The sequence below is a fragment of the Mesorhizobium sp. L103C119B0 genome (assembly GCF_000502235.1).
Taxonomy (GTDB): domain Bacteria; phylum Pseudomonadota; class Alphaproteobacteria; order Rhizobiales; family Rhizobiaceae; genus Mesorhizobium.
The window spans coordinates 1-21,323 of record NZ_AYXE01000016.1; the positions used below are offsets into that span (position 1 = coordinate 1).

The following is a 21,323-nucleotide window of genomic DNA, read 5'->3' on the forward strand; positions in this document are numbered from 1 at the left end:
CCGATTTACCTTCTGTCTTGGTCATGGTGGCGTTCCTTCCAGGGAATCGGTGACGTTGAACATCACCAGCCTGCCATGACCGCCCTCTCTCAGCGAATTTGCAGAACTCTCAGCACACTACCCGATCCGCGTAGCGGATCGGGGTGGGGGGCCTCGTAGGGCGCTACCCCCACCCCGTCGAACGATCTCCGCTTCGCTCCGAGCGCTCGCCGACCCTCCCCACAAGGGGGAGGGTAAAAATCGCCCTGATGCAAAATGCCGGTCGCTGTGCTTGCGCATCCCTCGCGGAGCGGGTTTGTTCGCTGCCATCAGAATCAGCAGGTGCGCGGATGGATACGGTCACGATCAAGGCAAAGGGCATTTCGGTCACGCTCGATCTCACTGTCGGCCATATCGCCGACATGACGGTCGACAGCGATGGCCGCCAGCTGAAGCCGCTGCACCGCGCGCCCTGGATCGATGCCGGCGAGACGCTGCCGCCGGATCTGCCTCAAGGCACGGTGCGGCTGTCTGGCGATTTTCTATGCGCACCGTTTTCGGCCAGCGACATCGAGGCCGCCCCGCTGCATGGCTGGCCGGCCAACAGCGCCTGGGATGTCACCGCCAGCGAAGCGACATCCGACGGCTGGCGGGCCGTCTTCCGGTTGCGCCGCACGGTGATGGGCGCGACGGTCGACAAGATCTTCACGCTCCGCAACAGTCATCCCTTCCTCTATCAGGAGCATGTCTTTTCCGGCGGTTCCGGCGCTGTCTCCGCCGCCCACCATCCGATGGCGGCGATGCGCGATGGCGGCCGGCTGGCCTTTTCGCCGAAGCGCTTTGCCGGGACACTGGACGCACCGCTGGAGCCCGATCCGGCCCGCGGCCGCTTCAAGCTTTCCTATCCCGCCCGCTCGACCGATCTGACGCGCTTTCCAGCCACTGGCGGCGGCACGCTCGATCTCACCGACTACCGCATGGAGGATGAGCGCGAGGATTTCATCACCCTGGTCGAAGCCGATCATGACGGTCCGGGCTGGACGGCGCTGGCGCGCCGGGCCGAACTGGATCTGGTGCTGGTGCTGAAGAACCCGGCGGAGCTTCCGGTCACCATGCTGTGGTTCAGCAATGGCGGCCGCGACTACGCGCCGTGGAGCAGCCGCCATCGCGGCGTGCTCGGCATCGAGGACGGCCGCGCCGCCATCGGCCATGCCGCATCGATCGACGACAATTGGCTGAAGCGCGAAGGGGTCGCGACCGCTTTTACCCTCGGCGGCGAAGTCTCCTTCCGCCATGTCATCGGCGCGCTGCCGCAGGCAAACGGCGAGCCGCCGCGCGCTATCGGGACAGCCTCAGGTCACATGCGTCTCACCGGAGCCGATGGTTCGACCCGCGATGTCAGGTTCGACAGCGATTTCCTGCGGATCGGCCAGCCCGGCTGATTTTCGAACGCTGGCCCTGCCCCTCACCTGCCTGCCGGCATCCTCGACACACGGCACATGGAGCTTGTCCGCCGCACCGCCGCGCCAACCAATCTGCTTGGCGCTGCGGCGGACGCATAGGGGGAGAAGTGTTACCCATCTATCGGCTGGACACCGGCAGGGCGACGAGGGGCGGCGCTGACGTGGCGGATGTCGTGAGATTGCCCAAATCGCGGTTTGAAATTTCCTCAAACTGCCGACAAGATGCTGAAGCATAACTGGAAGCGCCCAATGTCCGAAATCGCCCATCTCGCCGCCACCATCTTCAAGCGCGCCGGCAAGGCGAAACGCTTCATCGTCGCCATTGCCGGCCCGCCCGGCGCCGGCAAGTCGACGCTCTCGGCCGGCCTGCATGATCTGCTGCCGGATGGCGCGGCTGAAGTCGTGCCGATGGACGGCTTCCACTATGACGACATCGTGCTCGACCAGCGCGGCCTGCGGTCAAGAAAGGGCGCGCCGGAGACTTTCGACTTCGCCGGCTTCGAGACGCTGTTGAAGCGCATCCGTTCGGGCGAGCCAGACATCGCCATTCCGGTGTTCGACCGCAGCATGGAATTGTCGCGCGCCGCCGCCTCCATCGTTGCCGCCGAGACCAAGTTCATCCTGGTTGAGGGCAATTACCTCCTGCTCGACGAGGAGCCGTGGTCGCGGCTGGCGCCGCTGTTCGACTTCACCATCTTTGTCGATGTGCCGCGGGCCGAACTCGAGCGCCGCCTTCTGGTGCGCTGGCACGAGCATGGCCGCTCCGACGAAGACGCCCGCGCCTGGATCGCTTCCAACGACATGCCCAACATCGATCGCGTGCTCGGCCGTCGCAGGTCCGCCGACCTGGTTGTTGGCGATCCCGCATAGTTCGCTGGACTTCGGAACGGGAACCTTAAGACTTTCAGGCCGTTATCCCTCATCGGCAATCGTGCCGCCGTGAGGGAACCGTCAGATGGCAACCAAGGCAAAAACACCCGCCAAGAGCAAGACCGCTCAACCCAAAGCCAGGCAGGCAAAGGCCACGCAGGCCAAGGCAGGCGCCGGCCCGGCGATCGCCGAGCGGTCCAAGGACGCAAAGCCGGCTTTCGGCAAAGCGGCGCCAAAGAAGGTAGAACCGGTCGCGACGGCGAAGGTGGCGGCGAAAACCGCCAAACCCAAGAAGCCGGCAAGCCGCGGCTCGGTGGCCGGCGGGGCCATGCGCACGGTCAAGGCGACCGCCAATGTCGCCGCTGGTGCGGTGGCGGCGACAGCCAGGGGCGCCGCGTCGCTCGCTGCGTCCGTCATCGGCAAGGGCGGCTCGAAAAGCAAGGCCAAGGCGAAATAGACCTGGTTGCTTCGGCCGGCCGAGGTCAATTCCTGGCGGGGATGGTCAGGCCGCGTTGCACCGCGGGCCGCGCCAGCCCGCGCTCCAGCCATGCCGCGACGGTGGGGAAGTCGTCGAAGCCGACGAGTTCGCGCGCCTCGTAGAAGCCGATCAGATTGCGCACCCAGCCCAGCATCGAAATGTCGGCGATCGTATAGTCGTCGTCCATGATCCAGGTTCGACCCTTCAGCCGCGTCTCCAGCACCCCGATCAGCCGCCGCGATTCATTGCGGTAGCGATCCAGCGGCCGCTTGTCGGCGATCTCGCGCCCGGCGAATTTATTGAAAAACCCGACCTGTCCGAAAATCGGTCCGATCGCCGCCATCTGGAAGAACACCCATTGGATGGTCTCGTAGCGCCGCGCGGGATCGACCGGGATCAGCTTGCCGGTCTTGTCGGTGAGGTAAAGCAGGATGGCGCCGGATTCGAACAGGCCGAGCGGCTTGCCGCCCGGCCCGTCGGGGTCGATGATCGCGGGTATCTTGCCGTTCGGGTTCAGCGACAGGAATTCCTGCGTCCAGCTCTGGTCCTTGCCGATATCCACCAGATGCGCCTCGTAGGGCAGGCCGAGTTCTTCCAGCGCGATCGAGACTTTCACGCCATTCGGCGTCGTCGCGGAATAGAGCTGCAGGCGGTCGGGGTGGCTGGCCGGCCAGCGCTTGGTGATCGGAAAGGCGGACAGGTCGGTCATCGAAAGCTCCGGTCGGGAATTTGGCGCGGTATCGCGCCATCTGGCGTGTTGCGAAGGATTATCCTCGGCGTCTTTGCCGATCAACCGGCCGACGGTGCACACACCGTCTTCGCAGTCATTCAGGGCCAGTCGCTCAGGGTCAGTCGCTTGCCGTCAGACCGCCTTGAACGCCACCACGGCATTGGTGCCGCCGAAGGCAAAACCGTTGCTGATCGCCGCGCGCACCTTGCGCTCGCGCGCCACATTCGGCGTGATGTCGAGATCGCAGTCGGGGTCGGCCTGCCGGAAATTGGCCGTCGGCGGCACGATGCCTTCGCGGATCGCCATCACGCAGGCGATCATTTCCAGGCCGCCCGAGGCGCCGAGGCAATGGGCATGCATCGACTTGGTCGACGACACCGACAGCTTAAAGGCATGGTCGCCGAAGACGCGCTTGATTGCCGCCGTCTCGATCTGGTCGTTGGCCTTGGTGCCGGTGCCGTGGGCGTTGAGATAGTCGACGTCCTCGGGATTGAGCCCGGCGTCCGCCAGGCAGGCGCGCATCGCCGCCGTCGGTCCCTCGACAGTCGGCGCGACGATATCGGAAGCGTCGGCGGAAAGGCCGGCTCCGGCAAATTCGGCCAGAATGGTAGCGCCTCGCGCCATGGCGTGTTCATAGGTTTCCAGCACCGCCATTCCAGCACCTTCGCCGAGCGACAGGCCCTGGCGATCGGCTGAGAACGGCCGGCAGGTATCGGGCGCCAGCACCCGCAGGGCTTCCCAGCCTTTCAGGATGCCCCAGAGCAGCGGCGCGTCGGTGCCGCCGGCGACCATGACATCGGCGCGGCCGAGCCGGATCTGGTCGACCGCCGAGGCAAAGGCGTGATTGGACGAGGAGCAGGCCGAAGTGACGCCGAACACCGGCCCGCGCAGGCCGAGATTCATACTGACATGGCCGGACGCCGCACTCGGCATCACTTTTGGCACGGTGAAGATGCCGGCCCGGTTCTTGCCGTCGACCAGGATGGCGCGGTAGTTCTCCTCGATCGCCTCCCAGCCGCAGACGCCGACGCCGACAACCGCGCCCATCCGGTAGGTGGTTGCTTCATTCGATGTCAGGCCGGCATGCTGCATGGCTTCGCGCGCGGCAATCGTCGCCAAAAGGCTGAAGCGGTCCATCGACACGGTCTGCTTGTGGCTGATGCCATGGTCGGGCAGCGTCTTGATTTCGCAGCCGACCTTGACCTTCAAATCATGCAAACCGGGATTGCTGATTTGACCGATGGCCGATCGGCCGGCCCGCATTTCGTTCCAGATTGCAGGCGCATTGGCGCCGAGCCCGCATATGCCGCCGATGCCGGTAATGACGACGCGCTTTTGCATTCAGCTCAGGCTTTTTTCGCAATCAGCGCGCGAACAGCCTCAACCATATCGCCGACATTCTTGAGATTGCTCCAGGCATCGACCGTGTTCATCTCGATCTCGATGCCGTACTGCTCCTCGAGATCGAAGATGATCTCGGTCAGTTCCAGGGAATGGATGCCAAGCGCGGTCAATTCCGTATTGGTGGTGATCTCTTCGCCACCGGGCTCCGCATGTGCCCTGATCTTGGCGATGATTTCCGTTGCCAGCTCGTCAGCCATTCGATTCCTTCCCCAATTTTATAACGTCGCGGTGCCGATTGGTTGGCGCCCCTGTTGCCTGGACTGAAATCGCCGTCGCCTTCAAAAACCCGCCAGGCGCAGCATGACCGTTCCAAAGAGGCTCCCTCTATAGAAACGGAAACGCTGTCAAGCAACAAGCTATATCAACAAGCACCATATCGACAAAGCGCCGGGAGTGCTTAACGTTAGCGCCGTGGATACGTTGCAGCATGTCTTGATCTCAGCTCTTCCGGCCCAGCGCGCGGCCGGGGCGGCCCGGCTTGCGTGCGGCGTCAGGGATGGACGCACCCGGCTTTTGCGCCTCTATCAGGACGGCTCGGCCAAAATCCGCATGCCGGCCGTTGCGGCCGATCCGCTCGAAGCCGTGCTCATCAACACCGCCGGCGGTCTGACCGGCGGCGATCGGCTCGGCTGGGAAATCGATGTCGGGCCAGGTGCCTCCGCCTCGATAACCACCCAGGCCTGCGAAAAGATCTATCGTGCCGCTAGCGACTGCGCCGAAGTTCGGGTGAAGCTCAGCGTCGGCGCGGGCGGGCGTATCGCCTGGCTGCCCCAGGAAACCATCGTCTTCGACCGCTCGGCCTTTGCCCGCACGCTCGAGGTCGAGCTTGCCGCAGGCGCCGAGGCATTGCTGCTTGAAGCCACCATATTCGGCCGCCTCGCGATGGGCGAAGAGGCCGCGCACGGCCATTTCCACGACCGTTGGCGTGTCCGCCAGGATGGTGCGCTCGTTCATGCCGAGGATTCCCGCATCGGGCCGGCTATCGCGGCGGCACTTGGCCGCCCGGCGGTCGCCGGCGGCGCCATTGCCGCTGCGACGCTGCTGATGGTTTCGCCGCAGGCCGAAGGCTTGCTCGATGCGGCCCGCGACATCATCGGCGCCGACGGCGATGCCAGCGCCTGGAGCGTCAAAAAATCTGGCAAGCTTCTTGCGAGGCTGTTTGCCGAGGACGGCTACCAGCTGCGCAAGCGGCTGGTTCCGCTCGTCGAACTGCTCAACGGGCGGGCGGGTCTGCCCAAATTATGGTCACTCTGAGCCAAATCCAGGCCAAATCCAGGAAAGCGCATGAACCTGACGCCGCGTGAAAAGGACAAGCTGCTCATCGCCATGGCGGCGATCGTGGCGCGCAAGCGGCTGGAACGCGGCGTCAAGCTCAATCACCCCGAAGCGATCGCGCTGATCACCGATTTCGTCGTCGAGGGCGCCCGCGACGGCCGCCCGGTCGCCGAACTGATGGAGGCCGGCGCCCATGTCATCACCCGCGCGCAGGTGATGGAAGGCATCGCCGAGATGATCCACGACGTGCAGGTCGAGGCGACCTTTCCCGACGGCACCAAGCTGGTGACCGTTCACGAACCGATCAGGTGAGGAGAAAAACGATGCTGGAGCTGCGACCGAATTGCGAATGCTGCGACAAGGACCTGCCGCCGGAAGCGGCGGACGCGCTGATCTGCACCTTTGAATGCACCTTCTGCGCTGACTGCGCTGAACATGTGCTGGGCGGCGTCTGCCCGAACTGCGGCGGCAATTTTTCCGCACGCCCGATCCGCCCAGTGGAGAAACTGGTGAAATATCCGGCCTCGACCCAACGCGTGCTCAAGGCCGAGGGCTGCGGCCCGCGCAAGGCTGCGTGATTATTTTCGTGACTTCGAAGGGAAGACCGATGATCTCTGCTTCAACCAAACGCACCACGCTTGCAGCGATCCTGCTGCTGGCGGCGGCGATGCCCGCCTATGCCCATGTCGGCATCGGCACGACCTCGTCCTTCGCGGCGGGCTTCGCGCATCCGCTGTCCGGCCTCGACCATATGACCGTCATGGTAGCCGTCGGCCTGTGGGCGGCGCTCAAGGGCGGCAAGGCAATCTGGGCCTGGCCGCTGGCCTTTGTCGGCGTCATGCTGGTCGGCGGCGCGCTCGGCATGCTCCACGTGCCGGTGCCTTTCGTCGAACCGGGCATCCTTGCCTCCGTCGTCGCGCTTGGCTTGCTGGTGGCGTTGGCGGTCGATCTGCCGGTCTCGGCCGGAGTCGCCATCATCGGCCTGTTCGCGCTGTTCCATGGCCATGCCCACGGCACCGAAGTGCCGGAAAATGCCGGTGGACTTGACTATATGGCCGGCTTTGCCGTTGCCACCGCACTTCTCCATGCCATGGGCATCGCTGCCGGCCTTGGCCTCGGCATGCGCTTTCGCGGGCTTGCCCGCGCCGCTGGCGCCGCTTGTGCTGCAGTCGCCGTCGGCCTGGTCTTCGGCGTTTTGTGAGGCTAACGATGATTCCCGGCGAAATCATCACGGCAAGCGGCGACATCGAGCTCAACAAGGGGCTGCCGACGGTGACGCTGAAGGTGGCCAACAGCGGCGACCGGCCGATCCAGGTCGGCAGCCACTACCATTTCTTCGAGACCAATGAGGGGTTGAAATTCGATCGCGACAAAGCGCGCGGCATGCGTCTGGACATTGCCGCCGGCACCGCGATGCGCTTCGAACCGGGACAAGAGCGGGACGTCACGCTGGTGCCGTTCGGAGGAAAACGCGAGGTCTACGGTTTTCAGCAGAAGATCATGGGCAGGCTGTGAGATCGACGGGGTCGGGCGCCCTGAGGTCAGTTCGACGGCCTGGCCGCCGCGTAGATGACGATTCTTGCCGAGCCGTCGAATTCCACCGCAAGGACGTCTTCCGTAAGCACGCGCCGCGAATCGATGGCGTTGAACAGCAAGGCGTTGGCGTCGATCTCCTTGCGCAGTTCCGCAATGTCATCCTGATGCTGTTCGACCTTGCTCTCGACCGCCGGCGGCGGGCCGCCTTCGCTGCGCGCCGCGTCGGTGAGGAAGACGATATCCACAGTATCGAGCTTGGACGTCTTGCGCACGGCGCCGATGTTCTCACGCGTCCGCTCGATCGCGGTGATGATCTTGTTGGTCTGTGGTTCCGTCCGCGCCTCCTCCTGCCGGACATCGGAGCCGACGATCCTGTTGACGGTGTCGGCCCGGTTGACGGCGTCAGCGCTTTCAAGACCTTGCGCGGCTTGCGGGCCGAAAGCTGCGAGAAATGTGCAGGCAGCAAGGCTCTGGAGCCATCTGGTGTCGGCAAAGACAGGCATTGCTCGCTCCTGGTGGACTTTTCTGTGCAACGCCGTTCGGCGCCAAAGGAACGAAACGCCTCCTGTCGGGCGAAGGTTCCCTGTGGGCTGGCGGGCCGGGTGCCGGCCCGCCAAGCGCTTCTTTCAGCTTGCCTTCTTGGTGACAAGGGTCAGCGCGCCATCGGTGGTCATGCTGGCGGCGACCACCTGTGCCGAGGTGAGCCCCTTGGCTTCGAGCGCCGACTTGATCTGCGGCGTCGCGTCGATCGAAGAGCGCAGTTTCTGGAGCCCGGCATCGCCACGCTGGGCGATCACCTGATTGACCTGCGTCTGGGTGGCCTTGGGCAATTCGCTGATATCGACGATGTTGACCTTCTGGATCGCCGGCGCCGCCGGCTGAGCGCTGGGCGCCGCCGGCTTCGGTTGCGGCGTGGGCTGTTGCTGGGCGCCGGCTACGGTTGCGGAGGCCAGCGTGGCGGCGGCTGCAAGAACGATGATTTTGCGCATGTATTTTCCTTTCATCGATTTGGCCAAGGGTTTGGCAAACGGGCGGTTTGGGGTGGCACGGCCACCTCAACGGCCAAATGGGATCAGAAGGTGTCGCCGAGCGGGTCATTGCATGACCATTGGATGGCGACGATGTGGAGTTCGGCTGCGGCCGGACTCTCGTTTGGGGAGCATTGACTGATGGCTAGAATTACCCGCGCCGCCTACGCGCAGATGTATGGCCCGACGGTCGGCGACAGAGTGCGCCTGGCCGATACCGAGCTGTTTATCGAGGTCGAAAAGGACCTCACCGTCCATGGCGAGGAGGTGAAATTCGGCGGCGGCAAGGTCATCCGCGACGGCATGGGCCAGAGCCAGGTGTCGCGCGCCGGCGGCGCGGTCGACACGGTCATCACCAACGCGCTGGTGGTCGATGCCACTGCCGGCATCTTCAAGGCCGATATAGGTCTCAGGGACGGCCGCATCGCGGCGATCGGCAAGGCCGGCAATCCCGACACGCAGGACGGTGTCACCATCATCATCGGCCCCGGTACCGAGATCATCGCCGGCGAGGGCAAGATCCTGACCGCCGGCGGCTTCGACGCGCACATCCACTTCATCTGCCCGCAGCAGATCGACGAAGCGCTGATGTCGGGCATCACCACCATGCTCGGCGGCGGCACCGGCCCGGCGCATGGCACGCTGGCCACCACCTGCACGCCGGGACCCTGGCACATGGCGCGCATGATCCAGTCCTTCGACGCTTTCCCGATGAACATCGGCCTGTCCGGCAAGGGCAATGCCTCGCTGCCGGCGGCGCTCGAGGAAATGGTGCTGGGCGGCGCCTGCTCGCTGAAGCTGCACGAGGACTGGGGCACGACGCCGGCGGCCATCGACTGCTGCCTGTCGGTTGCCGACGATTACGACGTGCAGGTGATGATCCACACCGACACGCTGAACGAATCCGGCTTCGTCGAGAACACCGTCGCCGCCATCAAGGGCCGCACCATCCACGCCTTCCACACCGAGGGTGCCGGCGGCGGCCATGCGCCTGACATCATCAAGGTTTGCGGCCTGCCCAACGTCATCCCGTCCTCGACCAACCCGACCCGGCCCTACACCGTCAACACGCTGGCCGAGCATCTCGACATGCTGATGGTCTGCCATCATCTGTCGCCGTCGATCCCCGAAGACATCGCCTTTGCCGAAAGCCGCATCCGCAAGGAAACCATCGCGGCGGAAGACATTCTGCATGACATCGGCGCCTTCTCGATCATCTCGTCGGACTCGCAGGCAATGGGCCGCGTCGGCGAGGTGGCGATCCGCACCTGGCAGACCGCCGACAAGATGAAGCGCCAGCGCGGGTCATTGCCGCAGGAGACCGGCAACAACGACAATTTCCGCGTCCGCCGCTACATCGCCAAATACACCATCAACCCGGCAATCGCGCATGGCCTTTCCAGGGACATCGGTTCGATCGCGGTCGGCAAGCGCGCCGATCTGGTGCTGTGGAACCCAGCCTTCTTCGGCGTCAAGCCCGACATGGTGCTGATCGGCGGCATGATAGCCGCAGCCCCGATGGGCGACCCAAACGCCTCTATCCCGACACCGCAGCCGATGCACTACCGCCCGATGTTCGGCGCCTATGGCAAGGCCAGGACCAACTCGTCGGTGACCTTCGTTTCGAAGGCGGCGCTGGAGTCCGGCCTGCATGGCAGGCTCGGCGTCGACAAGCAGTTCGTCGCGGTCGAAAATACCCGCGGCGGCATCGGCAAGCACTCGATGATCCTCAACGACGCCACGCCGCATATCGAGGTCGATCCCGAAACCTATGAGGTTCGCGCCGATGGCGAACTCTTGACTTGCGAGCCGGCAACCGTGCTGCCGATGGCGCAGCGGTATTTCCTGTTTTGAGGCGAGGGGCGATTTGATCGACCCGGCAAATTCCGTTGCGAGCCGGTCGGTGCCGCCGCAATATGCGGCTCAAAGAAACCGCGTAGCAGGTCATGGCCACCGAAATAGCCTCCGCCCACGACATCTTCCCGCATATCCGCATCGTCATGGGCATGGTGATCGGACTTGGCGTCGCTCGCCTGCTGTCGGGGGTGGCGCGAATCGTCCAGCATCCCGGCCAGTACAGGCTCTATCCCGTGCACCTCGGCTGGGTCGCCTCCATGCTGTTGCTGCTGGTGCATTTCTGGTGGTGGGAGTTCGGCCTCTACACCATAGAGGTCTGGACTTTCGGCAAGTACCTGTTCCTGATCTTCTACGCCATCACGCTGTTCCTGCTGTGCGCGCTGCTGTTTCCGGATTCGATGCTCGACTACACCAGCTACGAGGATTTCTTCTATTCACGCCGTGGCTGGTTCTTCGGCCTGCTGGCGACGACCTATCTGCTCGACGTCGTCGACACGCTGCTGAAGGGTCCCGAGCATTTCGCCCGCTACGGCAATGAATATCTGTTCCGAACGCCGGTTTTCGTGGTGTTGTGCATCGCCGCCATACTGGTGCGTGACCGCCGCTTCCACACCGCCTTCGTCGCCGGCACGCTGATCTATCAGATATCGTTCATCCTGCGGCTCTTCGACACCATCGTCTGAACAGTGGCTATGGTTTAGGGTCGCAGGAAAGAGGGTTCAACCATGTACAAGGCCATCGGATCGCGTGGATCCCGCGTCAGCCGCGTTCTGTGGATGCTCGAGGAACTCGGGCAGCCCTATGAATTCGTCGAGGTCAAATTGCGTTCGCCCGAAGCCTATGCGCTCAACCCGTCGGGCAAGGTGCCGATCCTGATCGATGGCGAACTGACGGTGACTGATTCGGCGGCAATCTGCGTCTATCTCGCCGACAAGCACGCCGACAAAGGCATGGGCGCCACTCCAGGTGTGGCCGGACGCGCCGAAATGGATTCCTGGATGCATTTTGCCCAGTCCGAGGTCGAAGCGCCGCTGTGGAACAAGCTGCGCCACCGCTTCCTGTTGCCGAAGGACGTGCGGGTCGATGTCGGCCCCGCCGCCGCCTACGATTTCGCCTCGGAGGCCAAGGCGCTCGACGGCCGGCTGGGGGATCGGGAGTTTGCGCTGGGCGACCGGTTTTCCGCCGTCGACGTGCTGTTGGGCGACATGGGCGGCTGGGCCCGCGCCGGAAAATTTCCGATCGAATCCGAGCGCGTCAACGCGTATTTCGACCGCGTCCTGGCGCGGCCTGCCCGTGCGAGAGCCCAGGCTAACGGTGGAGCCATGCGATGAAACTCAACCTGAACACCGACTTCACCAAGTTCCCGCGCGCCGTCTCGGTGGTGCCTGCCGGCACTGCCGGAACTACGCCGCCATCCGGCCGTGCCGTCCTGCCCCATGACGAGCGTCATTTGCGCCGCCGCGCCATTGAGCTTGCCGACGGCAGCAAGGTGCTGGTCGACCTGCCCGAGCCCGTGACCTTGAACGATGGCGACCGGCTGGTGCTGGAGGATGGCGGCCAGGTCGAGATCACCGCGGCACCCGAAGAGGTCTACGACATCCGTGCCCGCCACGCCGTGCATCTGACCGAACTCGCCTGGCATATCGGCAACCGCCATCTGGCGGCAGCGATCGAGCCCGGCCGCATCCTGATTTTGCGCGACCATGTCATCAAGGCTATGCTGGAAGGGCTGGGCGCCACGGTGCGCGAAGTCTCCGAACCGTTCAAGCCGGTGCGCGGCGCCTATTCCGCCCAAGGTGCGCATGGTCACGATCACGGCCATGCGCATGCGCACGCCGAGGCGCATTCCCATGATGGACGTTCCCACGCACACAGCGAGTCGCATTCGCACAGCCATTCCCATGACGGGCATCATCACGATCATGACTGACCAGCCATCCGGCATCGCTTTGCTGCGGCTCATGGCGTGGCTGTCGCCGGCCTTTCCGGTCGGCGGCTTTGCCTACAGCCATGGTCTCGAACGCGCCGGGCAAGACGGGCTGGTTGCCGATACCGCCAGCCTCGCCTTCTGGCTGGATACGCTGGTCGAGATGGGCTCGGGCTGGAACGACGCCGTGCTCTTCACGGAAGCCTGGCGTCGCGCCCGCGACGGCGGCGATCTCCATGAAATTGCCGATCTCGCCGAAGCGCTGGCCGGCTCGCGTGAGCGCCACACCGAAACCATGCTGCAAGGCGCCGCCTTCCTGAAAGCGGCAGCGGCGTGGGCGAATCCGGTGTTGGGCCGCCTGCCGGCCGAATGCGCCTACTGTGTCGCCGTCGGCGCCGCTGCCGGCGGCAACGGTTTCGCGCTTCAGGACGCGATGTCGGCCTTCCTGCAGGCCTTCTTCTCCAACCTCGTCCAGGCGGCGATCCGACTCGGCATCGTCGGCCAGACGGACGCCATGGCCTTGCTCGCCGGCTTCGAGCCGTTGGCGCTGTCGACGGCCGCGCGCGCCGCCGGCTCGACATTGGACGATCTCGGCGGCTGCGCCTTCATCTCCGACATCATGGCGATGAAGCACGAGACGCAGTATTCCAGGCTGTTCCGCTCATGATCGTCCTCGCCTTCGCCCTCTCGGCCGTCCTGCTGCTCATCACCGCGCTGCATGTCTATTGGGGCCTTGGCGGCATCTGGCCGGGCAGGGACGGCGTCTCCTGCGCCCACGCCGTCGTCGGCTTTCGCGGCGTCGACGAGATGCCGACGCCGTTTGCCTGTTTCGCCGTTGCCGCGTGCCTGTGCCTCGCAACCCTGTGGCCGCTGGCGCTGACAGGGGTCTTCGCCACCCCCTTTCCAAGGGAGGGCCTTGCCGCCACAGCGCTGCTTATCGGGCTCGTCTTCCTCGGCCGCGGCATTGCCGGCTTCACGCCGTGGTGGCGCCGGCTGGCGCCCGAACAGCCTTTTGCGCGGCTCGATGTGACCTTCTATTCGCCGCTCTGCCTGTTGATCGGGCTCAGCTTCGCAATCCTCGGCATTACGGAGTTTTCGGCATGACGGATTTTTTGCTATGACTCAGGCCAATGGTCCCCTGCGTATCGGCATCGGCGGTCCCGTCGGCTCCGGCAAGACGACGCTCACCGAAAAGCTCTGCAAGGCGCTGCGCGACGATTTCTCCATCGCCGTCGTCACCAACGACATCTACACCAAGGAAGACGCCATGATGCTGGCTCGCCTGCAGGCGCTGCCTGAGGACCGCATCGTCGGCGTGGAGACCGGCGGCTGCCCGCACACCGCCATCCGTGAGGACGCCTCGATCAATTTGCAGGCGATCGCCGGGCTGAACAGGAAATTCCCCGATCTCGACATCGTCTTCATCGAATCCGGCGGCGACAATCTTGCCGCCACCTTCTCGCCGGACCTTGCCGACCTGACCCTCTATGTCATCTCGGTTTGCCAGGGCGAGGAAATCCCCAGGAAGGGCGGGCCGGCTATCACCCGTTCCGATTTCCTGGTCATCAACAAGAGCGATCTGGCGCCCTATGTGAACGTCAACCTCGATGTCATGGAGAGCGACGCCGCCCGCATGCGCGGCAAGCGCCCGTTCGGCTTCACCGACCTGTCGCGCGGCAAGGGCCTGCAGGAGGTGATCGACTTCATCGTCGAACATGGCGGGCTGCAGTCGGCTCGCTCGGCGGCGTAATGCATGTCGCCCAAAAGTGCGTAGCGGTTTTGGGACAACGGACAATGCGAAGACAGCCTGACCCACCAGTTTGCGGTTGCTGGCCACGGCTGAGCGCGGCATTCTCTTAAAAACGGAGGTTTTTCAGATGAGCATCGCCCGCCTGCAGAAGGAAACGCTGACCAACCTGCCCTATTATGAGGAGCGCGTCGATCTGGCCGCCGCCTTCCGCTGGACGGCGCGGCTCAACATGCATGAGGCGGTGGCCAACCACTTCTCGCTGTCGGTCAACGAGGCCGGCAGCAAATTCCTGATGAACCCCAACCAGGTGCATTTCTCGCGCATCAAGGCGAGCGACCTTCTGCTGATCGACGCCAATGATCCCGACACACTGACTGGCCCCGACGCGCCTGACCCGACGGCCTGGGGCCTGCACGGCGCCATCCACCGCAATGTGCCGCATGCGCGCTGCGCCATGCATGTGCATTCCATTCATGCCACCGTGCTTGCATCGCTGGCCGACTCGACCCTGCCGCCGATCGATCAGAACTCGGCCATGTTCTTCAACCGCCACGTCGTCGACGCCCATTATGGCGGGCTGGCCTTCGAGGAAGAGGGCGAGCGCTGCTCGCAACTGCTCACCGACCCTAAGGTCAAGGTGATGGTAATGGGCAATCACGGCGTCATGGTCATCGGTGACACCGTCGCCGACGCCTTCAACCGCATGTTCTATTTCGAACGCGCCGCCGAGACCTACATCAAGGCGCTGTGGACCGGCCGGCCGCTGCGCACGCTCTCCGACGCCATTGCCGAAAAGGCCGCCAGCGAAATGGACGACTATCCCGGCCAGGCGGAGCGTCACCTTGCCGAGCTGAAGGCGATCCTCGACGAGGAGGAGCCGGTGTACCGCAGCTGAATGAGTTCACCCTTCTCCCCGTTCACGGGGAGAAGGTCCCGGCAGGGGGATGAGGGGCAGCGCCGACGTTCATAGCTCACTCAGAGTCCCAACCGAGCCCGCAACTCTTCCGCACTGTTGATCACGACAGCGCCCTTCGGTCCTGCCATCGGCGCTTCCGGCCAGAAGATCGTCCGCATCCCCGCGGCCAGGCCTGATGTGGCGCCGGTAACGCTGTCGTCGACGGCCACCGCGTCTGAAGGATCGACGCCGGCCAGCCATGCGGCGCGCAGGAACGGTTCGGGATGCGGCTTGCCTTCGCGCACGTCGTTTCGGCTGATCGTGCGCATGCCGGGATAGATCAGCCCGACGGCGCTCAGATTTGCATCGACGATCACCCGGTCGGAATTGGACACCACCGCCTGCTGCACACCGAGCGCGCGCAATTCGTTATACACTTCGATCGCGCCGAGGCGCGGCTTCAGCGTCTCTGCCATCGGCATGTAGTGATCGTATTTGCGCACGATCCAGTCGTCGAAGGGCAGGTCGAGGCCGAACTCGCTGCGCAGCATCTCGTAGACCGGTACGGCGGCGACGCCCAGCACCCGCTCATGCAGGTCGGCCGGCGGCGTGATACCGACGCTGCGCAGCGCCGCCACCAAGGCCGCCTCATGCAGCGGCTCGCTGTCGACCAGCGTGCCGTCCATATCCCAGAAAACCGCTTTCGGCGTCATGCGAGGCTCCTTTTGCCGATCCCCTTAAAGCGTTTGTATCAGGAGATAAACCGCCGAGCCCGTTCGCCGGCGATTTTCGCGGGTTGATTGCCGCGCGGCAGTCGGATCGAAGCAGCAAGCAATTGCCCTGCCGATAGACAATTGCGCGCCGACACATTCCCTGCAAGACTATGACGCTTCGCCCAAGGGCGGGCAAAGGGGCAGGGCTGGAGGCACATTTTGAATTCGCGGCAAGACGGCGGCAGCAGCAGGCTGGACGAGGCAGCGCGCGCCGGTTGGCTTTATTATGTTGCCGGCAACACCCAGGACCAGATCGCCGCCACGCTCGGCATTTCCCGGCAGACGGCGCAGCGGCTGGTGTCGCTGGCGGTGTCAGAGGGGCTGATCAAGGTTCGCGTCGATCACCCGATCGCCAATTGCCTTGATCTCGCAGCTAGACTGAAGTCACGCTTCGCGCTCGACCTCGTCGAAGTGGTGCCGAGCGATCCAACCTCATCCTCGACCACGATCGGCATTGCTGAGGCGGCCGCGGCCGAGATCGAGCGGCGGCTGCGGTCACCGACGCCCATCGTCTTGGCCATCGGCACCGGCCGCACGCTGAAGGCGGCGATCGAGCAATTGCCGCCGATGGAATGCTCGCAGCACAAGGTTGTGTCCTTGACCGGCAACATCTCGCCCGACGGTTCGGCCGCCTTCTACAACGTCATCTTCACCATGGCCGACCGGGTCAAGGCCCGCTCGTTCCCGATGCCGCTGCCGGTCATCGCCTCGTCGCCGGAAGAGCGCGAGATGCTGCTTGCCCAGCCGATGATCCAACCGACGCTGGCGCTGGCCGCGGAAGCCGACGTCACCTTTGTCGGCATCGGCGATCTCGGCCCGAAGGCGCCGCTCTACGAGGACGGTTTTATCTCGGAAAGCGAGCTGAAGGCTTTGCAAAAGGCTGGCGGCGTCGCCGAGATCGTCGGCTGGGTGTTCGACCGGGAAGGCCGCATGATCGAGGGCATCACCAACGACCGGGTATCGTCGGCAGCCTTGCCGTCACGCGAAAAGTCGCTGGTCATTGCACTCGCCATGGGCGAACGCAAATTGCCGGGCATCCTGGCTGCGGTGAACCGCCGGCTGGTCAATGGCCTCATCACCGACGAGCGGACCGCCACGGCCCTACTCGACGGCGCCTGATCTGGTGATAAAATCGGCACTGCTATTTGTGCCGTCCGCAAACATCATTTCCATCGAGGAAACCCATGTCGCGCTGCAGATGCGGCGACAATTCCCTGACGTCGACATAGCTGCGGCGGCGGCGTACCAGCAGGGAAAATTCGTGCGCCAGCACGGAAAACCAGCTTCGCGCCGGGGCCGAATGCAGCTTTTCCTGTACCGTGGTCATGATCTTCAGCCTCCGCTATGCTTGAACTGGATTGTTCCTCGACACCAAATATCAGTCTGATCGGCTCCGGCTTCCAATCAAACGTCGATCAAGACCCATAAGGAGGGCTTATGCCCGATCTCAAGGCACCGCAGCTCGCCCAGCTGCCGCCGCTGCAGGCCATCAGAGTGTTCGAAGCCGTCGCGCGGCATCTCTCCTTCACCAAGGCCGCGCAGGAACTCGGCATGACGCAGGCCGCCGCCAGCTATCAGATCAAGCTTCTGGAAGAGCGCATCGGTTCGCCGCTGTTCCTGCGCCAGCCGCGACAGATTGTGCTGACGGAACCCGGCCAGCGCCTGGCGCCCGCCGTCAGCGAGGCGTTCAGCCTGCTCTCAAGCGCCTATTCCGCCGCGCGTGGGGGCGCCGATGGTGTGCTGTGTGTCTCGACGCTGCTGACCTTCGCCTCGAACTGGCTGGCGCAGCATCTCGGCTCCTTCCAGGTCGCGCATCCGTCGCTGGCGGTGCGCGTCGATACCTCGAACAGGGTGATCGATTTTGCCCGCGAGGACATGGACATCGCTATCCGCTCCGGCAGCGGCAAGTGGCCTGGAGTGGAGACCCATCTTTTGTTCAAGGCCGATTTCACCCCGGTGCTGAGCCCGGCACTCGCTGCCACCATAGGTGGCGTCCACGAACCCGCCGACCTGTTCAAGCTGCCCATTCTCGATCCCGGCGACATCTGGTGGCGGGAATGGTTCGCCCTTGCCGGCGTCCCGGCGGACGAACTTGCCAGGCGCACCGGCACCAGCATGGGCGCGCAGGCCTATGAGGCGAACGCGGCCATCGCCGGCCATGGTGTGGCGATCCTGACCACCGCATTGTTCAAGACCGAGCTCGCCGCCGGCCGCCTGATCCAGCCCTTCGACCTGGTCGGCGACGACGGCCACGCCTATTGGCTGGTCTACCCGACGGCGCGTCGCAACGTGCCGAAGATAAAAGCCTTCCGGGACTGGATCCTGGCCGAGATCGCCTGCGCCTGAGGGCGAGCGACTCGCGGATTGATTTCCGAGATGCAAAGCGAGCCATGGATCCGCGACGAATGCTCGCTTTCGCGGACAAACAGCTGCGATCGGGCCACCCGGTTAACCAAGCTTGACAAAAACGCTGTCGATATCACTCGCCCGGCATAGGCTTGTGCTTGTGACGACCCAATTGAGCAGGATCAATCGTCTGCAGATTGAAACAGGGTCGATCAGCCGGCTGATGAAAGTCTATCGCGTCGAAGAAATCGAAAACAACACCGTGCGCACGACGCAGGTGATCGAAGCATTTACGCCGTTTCAAGCTGCCGTGAAGGCAATCGGCCGGGAAGTTAGGCTGCGCAAGGACGAGCCCAGCTGGATCCAGGTGACGGAAGTGCTGACCAGAGCCAAGCAAACACGCGACGGCAGGGTTTTCGAATATTCCGTGGGAAGCTACCCGTCCCACGGCTGATGGACTCGGCCCTATCGCTCCCCTGGCGCGACGATTGGGTTGCGATGGGTCGGCATCAACGCGCTCTCACATCCCCTGCAAACAGCTTCCCAAATCCGTTCAATATCCTCTACGCGCGCAACGCCGCGCTCCGCCTTGCGTGCTGCGCTGCAGCATCGAATCTGACTTGACATAATTTATGCCAAGTGAGTAATTGCCCATTACCAAGGCAAATGCTCATCTTGGTTCATGGGAGGAATTTGATGAAACTGCGCACGCTCACTTTGGGCCTGTTGTCGGCCAGCGCCTTCGCTTTCGCCGCGCATGCCGAATCCATCACCATCGCCACCGTCAACAATGGCGACATGGTCCGCATGCAGAAGCTGACCGACGACTTCACCAAGGCTAACCCCGACGTCACGCTCAACTGGGTCACGCTCGAAGAGAACGTGCTGCGCGAGCGCGTCACCACCGACATTGCCACCAAGGGCGGCCAGTATGACGTGATGACGATCGGCACCTACGAGGTTCCGATCTGGGCCAAGCAGAGCTGGCTGTTGCCGCTCGACAAGCTCGGCGACGACTATGACGCCAAGGACATCATCCCGGCCATCGCCGGCGGCCTCTCGGTCGACGGCAAGCTCTATGCCGCGCCCTTCTACGGCGAAAGCTCCTTCGTCATGTACCGCAAGGACCTGATCGAGAAGGCCGGGCTGACCATGCCCGATGCCCCGACGTGGGACTTCATCAAGCAGGCGGCCGACAAGATGACCGACCGCGCCAATGGCGTGAACGGCGTATGCCTGCGCGGCAAGGCCGGCTGGGGCGAGAACACGGCGTTCCTGACGGCCATGTCCAACTCGTTTGGCGCCCGCTGGTTCGACGAGAACTGGAAGCCGCAGTTCGACCAACCGGAATGGAAGAACACACTGCAGTTCTATGTCGACCTGATGAAGGCCGACGGTCCGGAAGGCGCTTCGTCCAACGGCTTCAACGAGAATCTGGCTCTGTTCCAGCAAGGCAAGTGCGGCATGTGGATCGACGCCACCGTGGCGGCGTCCTTCGTCTCGGATCCGAAGGCCTCGAAGGTGGCCGACAAGGTCGGTTATGCTTTGGCGCCGGACAATGGCCTCGGCAAGCGCGCCAACTGGCTCTGGGCATGGTCGCTGGCGATCCCCGCAGGCACGCAGAAGGCGGAATCCGCCCAGAAGTTCGTCTCATGGGCGACCAGCAAGCACTATGCCGAACTGGTCGCTTCCAAGGAAGGCTGGGCCAACGTTCCTCCGGGAACGCGTTCCTCGCTCTACGCCAATCCCGAGTACCAGAAGGCGGCCCCGTTCGCCAAGATGACGCTGGACTCGATCAATGCCGCCGATCCGGCGCATCCGACGGTCAAGCCGGTGCCCTATGTCGGTGTGCAGTTCGTCGCCATTCCTGAGTTCCAGGGCCTCGGCACAACCGTTGGCCAGCTGTTCTCGGCGGCGCTCGCCGGCCAGACCAGCGTAGACGACGCGCTCAAGCAGGCGCAGGACGCCGCCACGGCGACCATGACCGAAGGCGGTTATATCAAGTAAGGCTCCTCCCGGTGCCGAACGCCGGTCGCCTCCTGACCGGCGATGGCCGCCCGAGTCCCAGTTCGGGCGGCCGCTTTTTCCCCGCTGTGAAAATTCAGTCCGACTAGTGAAGGGTGACCGTCATGGCTACTCAGCAGACCCGTTCGCTTGCCCGCTTCATGATGGCGCCGTCCGTCGTGTTGCTGTTCGTCTGGATGATCGTGCCGCTGGTCATCACCTTCTGGTTCTCCTTCCAGCAATACAATCCGCTGAACCCGATCCGCGACGGCTTCGTCTGGTTCTCGAACTACTCGCTGTTCTATTCCAACCCGGCATTCCTGCAATCGATCCTGAACACGCTCGTCCTGGTCGGCAGCGTGCTGCTGATCACCGTGATCGGCGGCATCATGCTGGCGCTGTTGATCGATCAGCCGATGTGGGGACAGGGGATCGTCCGCATCCTCGTCATCTCTCCGTTCTTCGTCATGCCGCCGGTGGCTGCACTTGTCTGGAAGAACATGATCATGCACCCGCAATACGGCGTCTTTGCCGACATTGCGCGCTTCTTCGGGGCTCAACCGATCGACTGGTTCGGGCAGCATCCGATGCTGGCCATCATCATCATCGTCGCCTGGCAATGGCTTCCCTTCGCCACGCTGATCCTGCTGACCGCATTGCAGTCGCTCGACGGCGAGCAGAAGGAAGCCGCCGAGATGGACGGCGCCGGCTTCGTCAGCCGCTTCATCTATCTGACGCTGCCGCACATGTCGCGCGCCATCACCGTCGTCATCCTGATCCAGACCATCTTCCTGCTGTCGGTCTATGCCGAAATCCTGGTCACCACCAATGGCGGACCCGGCTATGCCTCCACCAACCTGCCCTTCCTCGTCTACCAGAAGGCATTGCTGGAGTTCAAAATCGGCCAGGCATCGGCCGGCGGTGTCATCGCCGTCATTCTCGCCAACATCGTCGCCTTCTTCGCCATGCGCGCGGTGGGCAAGAACCTGGACAAGTAAGGGAGGATAC

The 21,323-nt window shown here is 63.8% G+C and carries 28 protein-coding genes; 21 read left to right on the forward strand and 7 right to left on the reverse strand.

Annotation, left to right across the window (positions count from 1 at the left end; translation table 11 throughout):
• Window positions 1-329: 329 nt before the first annotated feature.
• From X728_RS143450 to X728_RS143440, 3 genes are all read left to right on the forward strand, one after another.
• Window positions 330-1,421, forward strand: coding sequence for a hypothetical protein (locus tag X728_RS143450; protein ID WP_023832530.1), 1,092 nt, complete (start codon window positions 330-332; stop codon window positions 1,419-1,421).
• A gap of 270 nt (window positions 1,422-1,691) precedes the next feature.
• A complete protein-coding gene (locus X728_RS143445; protein WP_023832531.1) occupies window positions 1,692-2,312 on the forward strand; it encodes a nucleoside triphosphate hydrolase in 621 nt (206 codons plus the stop codon).
• Window positions 2,313-2,397: 85 nt separating this feature from the next.
• Window positions 2,398-2,769, forward strand: a complete 372-nt coding sequence (locus X728_RS143440; RefSeq protein WP_023832532.1) for a hypothetical protein — start codon at window positions 2,398-2,400, stop codon at window positions 2,767-2,769.
• 25 nt (window positions 2,770-2,794) lie between these two features.
• On the opposite strand, the gene X728_RS143435 is transcribed toward X728_RS143440, so the two are convergent.
• The 3 genes from X728_RS143435 to X728_RS143425 form a co-directional block, all read right to left on the reverse strand.
• Complete coding sequence (locus tag X728_RS143435) at window positions 2,795-3,499, reverse strand: glutathione S-transferase N-terminal domain-containing protein (RefSeq protein WP_023711377.1); 705 nt, start codon at window positions 3,497-3,499, stop codon at window positions 2,795-2,797.
• A gap of 153 nt (window positions 3,500-3,652) precedes the next feature.
• The gene (locus X728_RS143430) at window positions 3,653-4,861 is read right to left on the reverse strand and encodes a beta-ketoacyl-[acyl-carrier-protein] synthase family protein (RefSeq protein ID WP_023832533.1); all 1,209 of its coding nucleotides are present in this window, start codon (window positions 4,859-4,861) and stop codon (window positions 3,653-3,655) included.
• A 5-nt stretch (window positions 4,862-4,866) separates the two neighbouring features.
• Window positions 4,867-5,121, reverse strand: coding sequence for an acyl carrier protein (locus X728_RS143425; protein ID WP_023671226.1), 255 nt, complete (start codon window positions 5,119-5,121; stop codon window positions 4,867-4,869).
• A 214-nt stretch (window positions 5,122-5,335) separates the two neighbouring features.
• On the opposite strand from X728_RS143425, the gene X728_RS143420 reads away from it, so the two are divergent.
• From X728_RS143420 to X728_RS143400, 5 genes are read left to right on the forward strand one after another with little or no spacing between them, the layout of a single operon-like run.
• Window positions 5,336-6,178 carry an urease accessory protein UreD gene (locus X728_RS143420; protein WP_023750387.1) on the forward strand — a complete coding sequence of 281 codons (843 nt, stop codon included), beginning with the start codon at window positions 5,336-5,338 and terminating at the stop codon, window positions 6,176-6,178.
• Between the two features lie 30 nt (window positions 6,179-6,208).
• Window positions 6,209-6,511 carry an urease subunit gamma gene (locus X728_RS143415; protein WP_023671228.1) on the forward strand — a complete coding sequence of 101 codons (303 nt, stop codon included), beginning with the start codon at window positions 6,209-6,211 and terminating at the stop codon, window positions 6,509-6,511.
• Between the two features lie 11 nt (window positions 6,512-6,522).
• On the forward strand, window positions 6,523-6,777 hold the full coding sequence (locus X728_RS143410) for a DUF1272 domain-containing protein (RefSeq protein ID WP_023671229.1): 255 nt from the start codon (window positions 6,523-6,525) through the stop codon (window positions 6,775-6,777).
• Window positions 6,778-6,806: 29 nt separating this feature from the next.
• Window positions 6,807-7,400, forward strand: coding sequence for a HupE/UreJ family protein (locus X728_RS143405; protein ID WP_023689154.1), 594 nt, complete (start codon window positions 6,807-6,809; stop codon window positions 7,398-7,400).
• Between the two features lie 8 nt (window positions 7,401-7,408).
• Window positions 7,409-7,714 (forward strand): urease subunit beta, encoded by a 306-nt coding sequence (locus tag X728_RS143400; RefSeq protein ID WP_023671231.1) that lies wholly within the window; start codon window positions 7,409-7,411, stop codon window positions 7,712-7,714.
• Between the two features lie 26 nt (window positions 7,715-7,740).
• Here X728_RS143400 and X728_RS143395 read toward each other — a convergent pair whose 3' ends face one another.
• On the reverse strand, window positions 7,741-8,238 hold the full coding sequence (locus X728_RS143395) for a hypothetical protein (RefSeq protein ID WP_023689155.1): 498 nt from the start codon (window positions 8,236-8,238) through the stop codon (window positions 7,741-7,743).
• 123 nt (window positions 8,239-8,361) lie between these two features.
• On the reverse strand, window positions 8,362-8,724 hold the full coding sequence (locus tag X728_RS143390; protein ID WP_023671233.1) for a hypothetical protein: 363 nt from the start codon (window positions 8,722-8,724) through the stop codon (window positions 8,362-8,364).
• A 177-nt stretch (window positions 8,725-8,901) separates the two neighbouring features.
• On the opposite strand from X728_RS143390, the gene ureC reads away from it, so the two are divergent.
• From ureC to X728_RS143350, 8 genes are all read left to right on the forward strand, one after another.
• A complete protein-coding gene (gene ureC, locus X728_RS143385; RefSeq protein WP_023689156.1) occupies window positions 8,902-10,617 on the forward strand; it encodes an urease subunit alpha in 1,716 nt (571 codons plus the stop codon).
• Window positions 10,618-10,709: 92 nt separating this feature from the next.
• Complete coding sequence (locus X728_RS143380) at window positions 10,710-11,303, forward strand: hypothetical protein (RefSeq protein ID WP_023832534.1); 594 nt, start codon at window positions 10,710-10,712, stop codon at window positions 11,301-11,303.
• Window positions 11,304-11,345: 42 nt separating this feature from the next.
• Window positions 11,346-11,951 (forward strand): glutathione S-transferase family protein, encoded by a 606-nt coding sequence (locus X728_RS143375; protein ID WP_023832535.1) that lies wholly within the window; start codon window positions 11,346-11,348, stop codon window positions 11,949-11,951.
• Window positions 11,948-12,550: an urease accessory protein UreE gene (gene ureE, locus X728_RS143370; protein WP_023832536.1), complete on the forward strand. Its 603-nt coding sequence runs from the start codon at window positions 11,948-11,950 to the stop codon at window positions 12,548-12,550. Before X728_RS143375 ends, ureE begins: the two co-directional genes overlap by 4 nt.
• A complete protein-coding gene (locus X728_RS143365; RefSeq protein WP_023832537.1) occupies window positions 12,543-13,214 on the forward strand; it encodes an urease accessory protein UreF in 672 nt (223 codons plus the stop codon). Before ureE ends, X728_RS143365 begins: the two co-directional genes overlap by 8 nt.
• Complete coding sequence (locus X728_RS143360) at window positions 13,211-13,651, forward strand: DUF3995 domain-containing protein (RefSeq protein WP_023832538.1); 441 nt, start codon at window positions 13,211-13,213, stop codon at window positions 13,649-13,651. Before X728_RS143365 ends, X728_RS143360 begins: the two co-directional genes overlap by 4 nt.
• 13 nt (window positions 13,652-13,664) lie before the next feature.
• A complete protein-coding gene (gene ureG, locus X728_RS143355; protein ID WP_023671240.1) occupies window positions 13,665-14,297 on the forward strand; it encodes an urease accessory protein UreG in 633 nt (210 codons plus the stop codon).
• A gap of 127 nt (window positions 14,298-14,424) precedes the next feature.
• Entirely contained in the window at window positions 14,425-15,192 is a 768-nt protein-coding gene (locus tag X728_RS143350; protein ID WP_023832539.1) for a class II aldolase and adducin N-terminal domain-containing protein, read from the forward strand.
• Window positions 15,193-15,272: 80 nt separating this feature from the next.
• Here the strand turns inward: X728_RS143350 and X728_RS143345 are convergent, their stop codons facing one another.
• On the reverse strand, window positions 15,273-15,905 hold the full coding sequence (locus X728_RS143345; RefSeq protein ID WP_023832540.1) for an HAD family phosphatase: 633 nt from the start codon (window positions 15,903-15,905) through the stop codon (window positions 15,273-15,275).
• Window positions 15,906-16,124: 219 nt separating this feature from the next.
• Between X728_RS143345 and X728_RS143340 the strand changes: the two genes are divergently transcribed.
• A complete protein-coding gene (locus X728_RS143340) occupies window positions 16,125-17,084 on the forward strand; it encodes a sugar-binding transcriptional regulator (RefSeq protein WP_023689163.1) in 960 nt (319 codons plus the stop codon).
• A gap of 22 nt (window positions 17,085-17,106) precedes the next feature.
• Here X728_RS143340 and X728_RS143335 read toward each other — a convergent pair whose 3' ends face one another.
• A complete protein-coding gene (locus X728_RS143335; RefSeq protein ID WP_023732685.1) occupies window positions 17,107-17,292 on the reverse strand; it encodes a hypothetical protein in 186 nt (61 codons plus the stop codon).
• A 110-nt stretch (window positions 17,293-17,402) separates the two neighbouring features.
• On the opposite strand from X728_RS143335, the gene X728_RS143330 reads away from it, so the two are divergent.
• The 4 genes from X728_RS143330 (at window position 17,403) to X728_RS143315 (ending at window position 21,313) form a co-directional block, all read left to right on the forward strand.
• The gene (locus X728_RS143330) at window positions 17,403-18,311 is read left to right on the forward strand and encodes a LysR substrate-binding domain-containing protein (RefSeq protein ID WP_023671245.1); all 909 of its coding nucleotides are present in this window, start codon (window positions 17,403-17,405) and stop codon (window positions 18,309-18,311) included.
• Between the two features lie 112 nt (window positions 18,312-18,423).
• Window positions 18,424-18,765 carry a hypothetical protein gene (locus X728_RS143325; RefSeq protein WP_155923262.1) on the forward strand — a complete coding sequence of 114 codons (342 nt, stop codon included), beginning with the start codon at window positions 18,424-18,426 and terminating at the stop codon, window positions 18,763-18,765.
• 242 nt (window positions 18,766-19,007) lie between these two features.
• A complete protein-coding gene (locus X728_RS143320) occupies window positions 19,008-20,318 on the forward strand; it encodes a sugar ABC transporter substrate-binding protein (RefSeq protein WP_023806257.1) in 1,311 nt (436 codons plus the stop codon).
• A gap of 122 nt (window positions 20,319-20,440) precedes the next feature.
• Window positions 20,441-21,313 (forward strand): sugar ABC transporter permease, encoded by an 873-nt coding sequence (locus X728_RS143315; RefSeq protein ID WP_023711367.1) that lies wholly within the window; start codon window positions 20,441-20,443, stop codon window positions 21,311-21,313.
• The last annotated feature ends 10 nt before the right edge of the window (window positions 21,314-21,323 follow it).